The sequence below is a fragment of the Rhodopila globiformis genome (genome assembly GCF_002937115.1).
In the GTDB taxonomy this organism is placed as follows: domain Bacteria; phylum Pseudomonadota; class Alphaproteobacteria; order Acetobacterales; family Acetobacteraceae; genus Rhodopila; species Rhodopila globiformis.
In genome coordinates this window covers 1-9,085 of the sequence record NZ_NHRY01000120.1, presented here as the reverse complement: position 1 = coordinate 9,085, position 9,085 = coordinate 1, and the positions used below count along the sequence as shown (strand labels likewise).

Annotated in this window: 9 protein-coding genes; 5 read left to right on the top strand and 4 right to left on the bottom strand. The window is 63.6% G+C overall.

Annotated features, from left to right (window positions below; translation table 11 throughout):
- Window positions 1–105 precede the first annotated feature (105 nt).
- Entirely contained in the window at window positions 106–1,734 is a 1,629-nt protein-coding gene (locus tag CCS01_RS11885; RefSeq protein ID WP_158258353.1) for a DUF4158 domain-containing protein, read from the bottom strand.
- A 114-nt stretch (window positions 1,735–1,848) separates the two neighbouring features.
- Between CCS01_RS11885 and CCS01_RS11880 the strand changes: the two genes are divergently transcribed.
- From CCS01_RS11880 to CCS01_RS11860, 5 genes are read left to right on the top strand one after another with little or no spacing between them, the layout of a single operon-like run.
- A complete protein-coding gene (locus CCS01_RS11880; RefSeq protein ID WP_104519040.1) occupies window positions 1,849–2,415 on the top strand; it encodes a hypothetical protein in 567 nt (188 codons plus the stop codon).
- A 4-nt stretch (window positions 2,416–2,419) separates the two neighbouring features.
- Window positions 2,420–5,494 (top strand): molybdopterin-dependent oxidoreductase, encoded by a 3,075-nt coding sequence (locus tag CCS01_RS11875; RefSeq protein ID WP_104519039.1) that lies wholly within the window; start codon window positions 2,420–2,422, stop codon window positions 5,492–5,494.
- Window positions 5,487–6,191: a molecular chaperone TorD family protein gene (locus CCS01_RS11870; RefSeq protein WP_104519038.1), complete on the top strand. Its 705-nt coding sequence runs from the start codon at window positions 5,487–5,489 to the stop codon at window positions 6,189–6,191. Before CCS01_RS11875 ends, CCS01_RS11870 begins: the two co-directional genes overlap by 8 nt.
- Window positions 6,178–7,452, top strand: coding sequence for a molybdopterin molybdotransferase MoeA (locus CCS01_RS11865; RefSeq protein ID WP_104519037.1), 1,275 nt, complete (start codon window positions 6,178–6,180; stop codon window positions 7,450–7,452). Before CCS01_RS11870 ends, CCS01_RS11865 begins: the two co-directional genes overlap by 14 nt.
- Before the next feature lie 11 nt (window positions 7,453–7,463).
- Window positions 7,464–7,988 carry a DUF2478 domain-containing protein gene (locus CCS01_RS11860; RefSeq protein ID WP_104519036.1) on the top strand — a complete coding sequence of 175 codons (525 nt, stop codon included), beginning with the start codon at window positions 7,464–7,466 and terminating at the stop codon, window positions 7,986–7,988.
- Between the two features lie 257 nt (window positions 7,989–8,245).
- On the opposite strand, the gene CCS01_RS11855 is transcribed toward CCS01_RS11860, so the two are convergent.
- From CCS01_RS11855 to CCS01_RS11845, 3 genes are all read right to left on the bottom strand, one after another.
- Window positions 8,246–8,464, bottom strand: coding sequence for a conjugal transfer protein TraD (locus tag CCS01_RS11855; protein ID WP_104519035.1), 219 nt, complete (start codon window positions 8,462–8,464; stop codon window positions 8,246–8,248).
- A 1-nt stretch (window position 8,465) separates the two neighbouring features.
- Window positions 8,466–8,804 carry a conjugal transfer protein TraD gene (locus CCS01_RS11850; RefSeq protein WP_104519034.1) on the bottom strand — a complete coding sequence of 113 codons (339 nt, stop codon included), beginning with the start codon at window positions 8,802–8,804 and terminating at the stop codon, window positions 8,466–8,468.
- A gap of 105 nt (window positions 8,805–8,909) precedes the next feature.
- Window positions 8,910–9,085: transposase (locus CCS01_RS11845; protein WP_146101497.1), on the bottom strand; the 176-nt coding region annotated here is incomplete at its 5' end.

Below are 9,085 nucleotides of genomic sequence, written 5' to 3'. Positions count from 1 at the left end.
GGCTCGGCGCAAAACGCAAGAACCTTACATCAGCGCCGGGACCGTGATTCTTTTCAGAATCCCCGGCCGCGCTGCCGATTCTTTTGTGTCGATGCCATGCTATGGCTAAAATGAGGGGATACCTGAGGCCTCAGCGGGGTTGGTCACCCAAGGGATCGTGAGGGTCTGCAGGATTGCAGCTGTCTGCTCCGGCGACACCAGTTCGTCGCCGAAGCGGCGGTGACGCAGACTGTCGTCGACCGCAAGTTCGCCTGTCGCCAGACGCCTGGAGAGTTGTCGGTAGATCCAGAATTCGTAGCGGTCGCCGCGCAGACGGACCGGGGTGCCGGCTTCATTGAGCACGTAGAGATGACGGTGCAGCTGTTTGGGGATTGTGCCGGTCGGGACCTCAGCGATCGGCCGCTGGCTCAGCGGCTGCTCACAGGCGAAGACCGTGCGCATCCAGGACAGCGCCGCACACCAGGGATTGGCTGGCGAGACGGCCGAGACGTCCAAAGCCATGACGAGCGGGCGCAGGTTCTTCTTGATCCGTGGCGCGGCCCGATCGATTTCGTTCCACCGCAGCTCCATCTGGTTGACAGGCTCCTCGCACAACCGCTGGCCAGCGCTGAGCAGCGCCTCTCGCGGCAGGATGGCGAAGGCCTGCTTCCGGACCATGCCGAACGGCGTGGCGTCGTCGACGTCTGCGTCGACATAGAGCAGCAGAACGCGGCCCACGCGCGGCGCTTCCTGCTGCCGCTTGGCCTGAGCCTGAACAAAGGCTTCCATCGATTTGGCCTTTGTCTCATCCTCGATGTGCGACAGGTGATGGTCAAAGGCGTCGACGAGATTGTCGCTGAGCTGGCGGAAGCGCTGCCATGCGTAGCACAGCAGGTATAGATAGGCCTGCGCCGGCTTCATCCGCCGCAGGTCGTAGATCGTGTAGAACAGGGCGAGATCGGCGTAGCGCGTGATGTTCTGCTGCGAGATGCCGAAGGTCGGCAGCAGGGATTTGGCGGTCCGGTAGAGCGGCGCCAGGGTGGTGCGTTTCTGCCGCTCGACCATCATCATCTTATGGCGGAAGTTGCGGGCATCCTTCTTCAGTTCGGCCAACGCGGCCAGATCGGCCAGCGTTCCCTCCCGCACAAGCAGATCCCGCAGCGCCTTGATTGTTTGGGCATCGAGCGCGGTCTCGACCAAGTGGTCCAAGCGTTTGCGCTCGACCGTCAGGGCAGCACCGATCACGGACTGCAGCGTGGTGTAGCCGGGCCGCACGATCTTGCGATCTTTCAGCATCCCCAACAGTTCAAGCCCGATGAAGCTCGGCGTCACGTCTCGCCTGGCCAGCTCCATGGCGGCCTCGACAAGAGCCGGACGGTCAGTTGCCGACCAGAGCCGGAAGCCGAACAACCGGGCAATCTCGGCCCGCTGTGCATAGAACTCGGACGGCCTCAGCGGGCGGAGCTGCACCACACTGTCTGGGAAGTAGCGTTCGGCCACGAAGCCGATATCCTCTGCCGGCACCATATCCGTGGTCAGGCTGAAGAAGGCGTGCTTGGCCTTGAAGTAGCCCAGCTGCAGCAGGCAGTGCAGGCGTTCGAAATTTCCTTGGCGCCGATCCGCCAGAGACAGTTCCTCTTCGCTGAAGGCAAAGAACTCCGCGCGCTGGAAGTCATCGAAGTCGGGCAGACCGTAGAGGGCGAGCTTCTCGGCCTCAGTGAAGATCGTCAGACGTTTGCTGCTGTCGGCGCGCATGATCATCTTGGTTGCGAAGGAGCGACAAAGCTCATTGACCCGTCCCAATTAAGGTACCTGCTTACGCACTTTCCTCAGCCTCTGGGGCATGATACATAGTATGAACATGAAGCCGTGCTGTTTCTGGGCAGCGCCATGGCTGTAGCCGCACTCGCTGAGTTGACTCTGATTCCGGCCCTGGCCTGGCTGGTGACGGGTGTGCGGCCACGGACGCAACGCGACATCCTTCGCGGCGCCGCGCTCGTGGCGCTGGGGACCTGTCTGGTGGTCTGGTACGGATGGATGTGGTGGCTCGGCCGCTTCGGCTCGATCGAGGAACTGCGTGCCGCGAACCTGTTCATGGGACCCTATGCCCCCTACATCACTTGGCACTGGACCATCATCGGCCTGCTCATCCCGCTGCTGCTGCTTGCACTGCCGACCGGTCGCAGTTTCGGCATGCGGTGGATCGCTCTGCTCGCCGCGACCTGGGGTTCCTATGCGACGCGGATCGGTATCGTGCTCGGCGGAGAGGCGATCAACCGCAGTGGCGCCGGCTACTACACCTTCCATCTGAATTTCGAGGAGCTCTGGTACACCGGGGTCAGCGTGCTGTTGTTCCTCGGCATCCTGGCGGCGTTACTTGCAGCGATGCCGCGTGACACGCAATCCGCTCCCTTTGCAGCGACGAACAAGGTCTGACATCATGAATATCTCACGTCGCGGACTTCTCGCCTTGGGCGCTGTCGCGGGTCTGGGCGCTGGCACGATCGGCTTCTCCCGGCGACTGATCGATCTCGTCCCACTCCGCCAACGCGGTCGCAAGGCCCTGCACCCGATTTATGGGAACTCCAACACGCCCGAGTGGCTGCGCGACAGGGCAAGCGGACAGCTCGTGCCCAACCCGCAATGGACCCTGCACCATACGGTTGATCTTCAATGTCACAGCGAGTGCGGGCTGCGGGTGAAGATCGACCGCAAGACGGGCCGCATCCAGCGCATCATCGGCAACCCCTACCACCCCAACACCCTGAGCGAATACACCGCCGTGACCACGCCGCTGATCGACACCGCCGCCCTGCCAGGGACGGTCTGCGCCCGCGGCAATACCGGCATTCAATCCACCTACGACCCCTATCGCGTGCTGGTTCCGCTGAAGCGTGTGGGCCAGCGCGGCAGCGGCCAGTGGAAACCGATCTCCTGGGAAACGCTCGTCACCGAAGTTACCGAGGGCGGCAAGATCTTTGCCGACACCAACGACCCGGCGAGCAAAGACATGGAGATCCTTGGCTTTCGCGGCCTCTATGCCAAGCGCAATGAATTGATCGATCCAAAGGCCCCCGAGCTTGGCATGCGCACCAACGGCTTCGTGCTGCAGGGCGGGCGGCTGGTAGGCACGCGCATGACGTTCGTCGAGCGCTTCGTGCATACCTTCGGCAGCGTCAACGTGTTCGACCACGTCAATGAATGCGAGCTGTCGCACCACATCGCGCATCAGCACGTCTTTTCAGGCATCAACATGACGCAGCCCGACGTGCGTGAGGCCAAGTTCATCATCTACTGGGGCACGCAGCCGGGCGACGCCAATTTCCCGATGCAGACCCAGGGCAAATACGTCGCCGAGGCGCGCGCCAAGCCCGACGGGCTGAAGTATGTCGTCGTCGATCCCAAGCTCAGCCGCGGCGGTGTCGTCGGTGACCGAGCGAGCTGGCTGCCGATAAGGCCGGGCACTGACGGCGCGATGGCAATGGCTATGATCCGCTGGATTATCGAGAACCAGCGGTACAACGCACCGTATCTATCCTATCCGACGCTGGCAGCCGCGCAGTCCGCCGGAGAACTTTCACATACCGATTCCACCCATCTGGTGGTCGTCGATCCCAAGCATCCGCAGGCGCGACGCTTCCTGACCGCAGAAGTCGCGGGCCTTGGCAGGCCCGGCGCCACCGGTGAGGACGACCGGGTCGTGATTGATTCGGCGAGCGGCAAGCCCGCACAAGCGGCGAGTGTCAAGACCGCGCAGATCGACTTTGCCGGAGAGGTTAACGGCGTCGCTGTGAAGACTGCGTTTCGTCTGCTCAAGGAGGCGGCGGAGGAGCACACGATCGATGAATACGCCCAGATCTGCGGCATCGAGCCGCCACGAATCATTGAGCTGGCACGCGAGTTCACAAGTTACGGCCGGCAGGCGTCCAGCACCATGTATCGCGGCGTGGTGAAGCATCCCAATGGCTACTACAACGGCGTGGCGGTGCTGTTGCTCAACTTGCTCGTCGGGAACATGAACTGGACCGGTGGCCTGACCGCCGGCGGCGGCGGATACTCGGTCAAGAAAGGCCCATACGACATCGACAGCGTGCCAGAGGCCGAGGGGCTGGCCAAGGGCGTGATCATCAATCGCGAAAAGTTCCACTACGAGGATACCAGCGAGTACAAGACTCAGGTTGCCGCCGGGAAGAATCCGTATCCGGCCAAGCGCCCCTGGTTCCCGCTGAGCTTTGCAATGTACACCGAAACCCTGCCGTCGGCGGTGCAGCGCTACCCCTACGGCGTGGATATCCTGATGTGGCAGAAGGCCACTCCGCTCTACAGCGTGCCGGGTCAGGGCAATCCGGAGTTCCTCGATGCGATCAAGGATCCCAAGAACATTCCGCTGATCATTGCGTCGGACATCATTGTCGGTGATTCCAGCATGTTCGCTGACTACATCCTGCCCGATGTGTCCCACCTGGAGAGCTGGGATTTAGTTGACACGTTCCCAACCACGCTGACCAAGGGCACGGGCGTACGCTGGCCGGCCGTCAACCTGACCTCGACGACCCCCGACGGCCGTCATGTGTGCCTGGAAGAATTCCTGATCGATGTGGCAAAGCGCATCGGCATGCCGGGCTATGGCGACAAGGGCATACCCGATGCCGATGGCAAGTACTGGCCGCTGAATCGCCGTGAGGATTTCTACCTCAAGGCGGTGGCCAATCTAGTTGCCGCCAAGGGCGTGGGCGGCGACGAGGTTCCGGCGGCGTCGCCACAGGAAATCGAGGTGACCGCGCTCGACGCCTTCCACAAGACCTACGGCGACAGCCTCAAGCCCGGGGAATGGCCGCAGGTGATGGGCTGCCTGGTGCGCGGCGGGCGCTTCCAGCCGCACACTGGCGCGCGCAAGGGGGATCAACTGGCCTATCAGTATACCAAGCCGCTGCACTTCTATGCCGAAAAGACCGGAACGACGCGCAACAGCATGAACGGCGAATTCTTCCACGGAACCGTGCGTTGGGTAGAACCCGCGACGGCCTTGGGCAAACATCTCGATGCACTCGATGACCCTAAGGACTGGCCGCTAACCATCATCACCATGAAGGGCGCGCTTCAGTCTCACTCCCGGTTGGCGTCGAACTACACCTTGCGCGAGATCACTCCGAATAACGGCGTGCAGATCGCCGCAGCCGACGCGCAGCGCCTGGGCATCGCGAACGGCGATTGGGTCTGGGTGGTGACGCCTGAGGGCAAGCGCAGGGGGCGTGCGGTCGTGCTGCAGGGCATCCGACCTGGTGTCATCCTGTTCGAGGTCGGCTACGGGCACTGGGGTTACGGCGCAACCAACTACAGCGTCGATGGCAAGCGCGTTATGGGCGACGCGGTGCGCCGCACCGGCATCCACCTCAACCCCATTATGCGCCGCGATCCCGATATCTGGCAAATGCCTCTCATGGATTTAGCCGGCGGCAGCGTGGTGTTCTACAATACCAAGGCACGGCTGGAGAAGGAGACGGCGCATGCTTGACCCCACTCTCCGCGATCTAGAGTTGGCGCGGTTGGCTGAAACGGCCTCGCGCCTGCTGCTCAACGCGCCGGACGCGGCGACGCTTTCGGCTATGGAACGCGCAGCCGGCGGCGCGTTGGATTTGGCGCAGTCGCGGCAGGACTTCTACGACCACCTGTGCATCGTCCAGTCTGGGTGTTTTGTGCCGCCGGTTGCGCATGTGCTCCGACAGGCCCGGCAGACCCAAGCTTACTGGCATTTCGGCACGCCTCGCTACGACGGCGGTGATGCACTTGCCTCTTGGTACGATGCGGCGGGCTTTGAGCCTTCCGAGCTTCCTTCCGATCCAATTCTCGCTGGCGCCAACCGTCCGCTCGACCATGTCGGCGTCTTGTTGGCATTTCTTGCGGCCTTGCTCGACGCAGCGCATGACGACAACGCCGATCGTACATTGATTGGCGAATTCCTCGGCGAGCACATCGAGCCGTGGGCCGATACTTTCGCGCATCTGCTGTCTTGCTCGGATAGCCCCTATATCGCGCTGCTCGGATCGATGCTCGCCGATTTGTTCGCCGCTGTACGAGACACCATCCCGCCGCTCTCTCCTCCCACGCGAGCGGGGCATCCTAATCGCGGTGAAAGGACAGGATCCGGATCCTGCGCCATGTTGATCGCGCCTCCGGGAGGCCGCGGCGAGGATCGCCGTGAGCCCGATTGATCCGCTTTCCTCCGACACCTGCGGTTGCGGTACGGCGGATGTCGCCAGCGGTCTGGTGAGCGTGGATGACGCGCTGGCTCTGCTCGATTGCGTGGTTGCGCCCGTATCCGGGGCCGAGGTTCTGCCCCTTGGCCAAGTGCAGGGCAGGGTTCTGGCAACAGCAGTTATCACCGAAAGCCCGGTGCCGCCTTTCGACAACGCGGCCATGGACGGCTATGCGCTCGATTCGGCGGCACTTGCCGGCCCGGTGCTATGGCGGCTGCGCATTGACGGATGCATCGCAGCCGGAAAAGCGGGTCGTGCGCTCCCTGCAGGCAGCGCCGCGCAGATTTTTACCGGCGCGCCGGTCCCGCCGGGAGCATCGGCGGTGATCACGCAGGAGGATGTCCACCGCCAAGGAGAATGCATTCTACTGAAACGCCGCCCAAACCCGGGAGAAAATATTCGCCGCGCAGGGTCCGACATGGCGGCCGGAACGCAGGTCCTGGCGGCGGGGGATCGCCTTGGGCCGGCCGAGATCGCCGCCGCCGCGGCGGCGGGACGGAAAGAGCTTGCCCTACGGCGGCGCATCCGCGTTGCGCTGCTGATCACCGGGGACGAGTTGCGCGCGGCCGGTGACCCGCTTTCGCCCACGGCGATCCATGACGTGAATGGCCCGATGCTGGCGGCGCTGCTCGACCGCCCAGAGGTGGAACTCGTCACCTCAAAACGAATCAGGGACAGGCTTGACGAGACTGCCGACACGCTGAGCGGTTTGTCGCGCGAGGTCGATCTCGTGGTCACCACCGGCGGGATCTCGGTCGGCGCGGCGGATTTTTTGCGCCCGGCCATGACCCGTCTTGGCGGACAGCTTCACTTTGCCGGGGTCGCAATGAAACCGGGCAAGCCGGCAGCCCTGGGCACGCTCGGGGGCGCGCTCTGGCTTGGACTTCCGGGCAATCCGCTCGCGGTGCTGACCAGTTGGGTGCTATTCGGCGGTCGTGTGCTCGACCGTCTTTCGGGCGCGTCTGCGACGCGGCCCCTGCGCCGTTATGTGGTGGCCGAGAGGCCGCTTTCCCATCAGCCCGGGCGCTGCGAATTCCGGCCGGCGCGGCTTATTGGCGTTGATGGCGGCGGGCGCGAGGTGATCAGCTTCCCGTCCGCAACCCATTCGCATCGCGTCTCCGATATCGTGGGCTTCGATGGCTTTGCGCTTCTGCCAGCCGAGACCGAGACGATACCGCCCGGCGGATGGATCGAGTTTCTTCCCTTCCGCCTCTGAAAGGTTGCGCCATGCAGATCGCCTACACGAGGTCGCCCCGCCGCGGAGATACAGACCTTGTTCTCGCTCGCCTCGCCGCACGGCTCACCGCGCGCGGCCTGCGCCTCGCCGGCACCGTCCAGATCAACACTGAGCAAGCTGGCAGCGGCCCCTGCGACATGGATGTGAAAGTGCTGCCCGCCGGGCCAGTGATCCGCATATCGCAGGATCTTGGGCCCGCGGCACGTGGCTGCCGCCTCGATCCCGCGGCGTTGGAAACCGCCGTCGGGCTGACCGAGTCGCGGCTGCGCGGTGGCGTCCACGCGCTCATCGTGAACAAGTTTGGAAAGCACGAGGCCGAAGGTCGCGGCTTCCGAGGTACGATCGCGGAAGCGCTTAGCCGTGGCCTGCCCGTGCTCGTCGGCCTGAACGGGCTAAATCAGGATGCCTTCCACGCATTTTCCGGTGGGGAGGCGATCAAGTTGCCGCCCGAGGTTGATGCGCTCGAGAGCTGGCTTTGCGCTGCGATCAAGGGACAGTCGGCCACTGCGGTATAGGACCGACGATCCATCTGTCAGATTGGCCGATCAGGGCGACGGCGGGGCGATAGCGCGATGTCTGCGAGCGTTGAGCAATCAAGCTTGGCCAGAATGCGGCCTCGGCCCGGCTCAGCCAACTCTTCAGCCGGCAACGGCTTTCAAGTGGGTAAACGCCTCCATCAAACGGCGCGAGCTGGCCGATGCCTTAGAGCGCGTTCTCTTTCCATGACCACGACGCACGTCGAAGGGGGCGCGTCATTTGGGGATACTGATGCTCAGTCATCCGCGAACGCCTGCTTCCCCTTTGCGACCCACAGGCTTCGTGCGTGCTCGCCCTGATCGCTTTGGAGCTTGTCGGCCATCCAAAGCAACGCGCCGTAGATCATTGGACGATCATCATCGGTCAGGTTCACGATCCCGGCCTTGACGACAAGGCCACCGAGTTCGATCAGATGCCGCGTGCGCTCGCGGCGCTCGACCTGCCAGGTGCGCATGTCATGCCGCGCCCGCGCCGCCTGATGCCGGTTGCGCGCCGCCCGGTTGCGCCGGAGCGCCGCCCGTGTCGCGGTCAGGCGCCGGTGCAGTTCGCCGTGTCCGCCCCTGAAAGAACGCAGCTCCGCGCTTCGCCCATGCCTCCCTCTTTCCGGCATCCTTGGTTTCGGCCAGCACGATCAGCGCGCCGGCGAGTTCCTCGGCGGTAAGCGCATCGGCGCCGGTGGCGATCACCAGTTCGCCAAGCTGCTGTACCTTGCGGGCTTTGAGCTCGCGCGCCTTGTCGTCGAGCGCTTTCAGTTCCGCGTCGAAGTCCCGTGGCTTGCGCATCGTCGTCTCCATAAGCTGTCGATGGAGCGATGATAGTTGAGCACCTGCCGCAATGCTGTAAGGTTGCCGGGACGGGCTGAAACGGCGCGAGCAGTCCCGAGAAATTAGGGCGTGTCGTCAATTAAGCCAAACGACGGCGGCGGCGAGGTGGACCGCGGCGAGGAAGTTGCGGGCAGTCTTGTCATAGCGGGTTGCGATGGCACGGAACTGCTTGAGCCTGGCGAAGAAATTTTCGATCAGATGGCGCGCCTTGTAGAGGTCGCGGTCGTAGGTCCGCGGCGAGCGGCGATTGG

Bases quoted from the DNA above. Each gene is read 5' to 3' on its own strand.
- CCS01_RS11850 (WP_104519034.1), bottom strand. From the start codon at position 8,804: ATGGAGACGACGATGCGCAAGCCACGGGACTTCGACGCGGAACTGAAA.
- CCS01_RS11855 (WP_104519035.1), bottom strand. From the start codon at position 8,464: ATGCGCACCTGGCAGGTCGAGCGCCGCGAGCGCACGCGGCATCTGATC.
- CCS01_RS11870 (WP_104519038.1), top strand. From the start codon at position 5,487: ATGCTTGACCCCACTCTCCGCGATCTAGAGTTGGCGCGGTTGGCTGAA.
- CCS01_RS11860 (WP_104519036.1), top strand. From the start codon at position 7,464: ATGCAGATCGCCTACACGAGGTCGCCCCGCCGCGGAGATACAGACCTT.
- CCS01_RS11885 (WP_158258353.1), bottom strand. From the start codon at position 1,734: ATGCGCGCCGACAGCAGCAAACGTCTGACGATCTTCACTGAGGCCGAG.
- CCS01_RS11875 (WP_104519039.1), top strand. From the start codon at position 2,420: ATGAATATCTCACGTCGCGGACTTCTCGCCTTGGGCGCTGTCGCGGGT.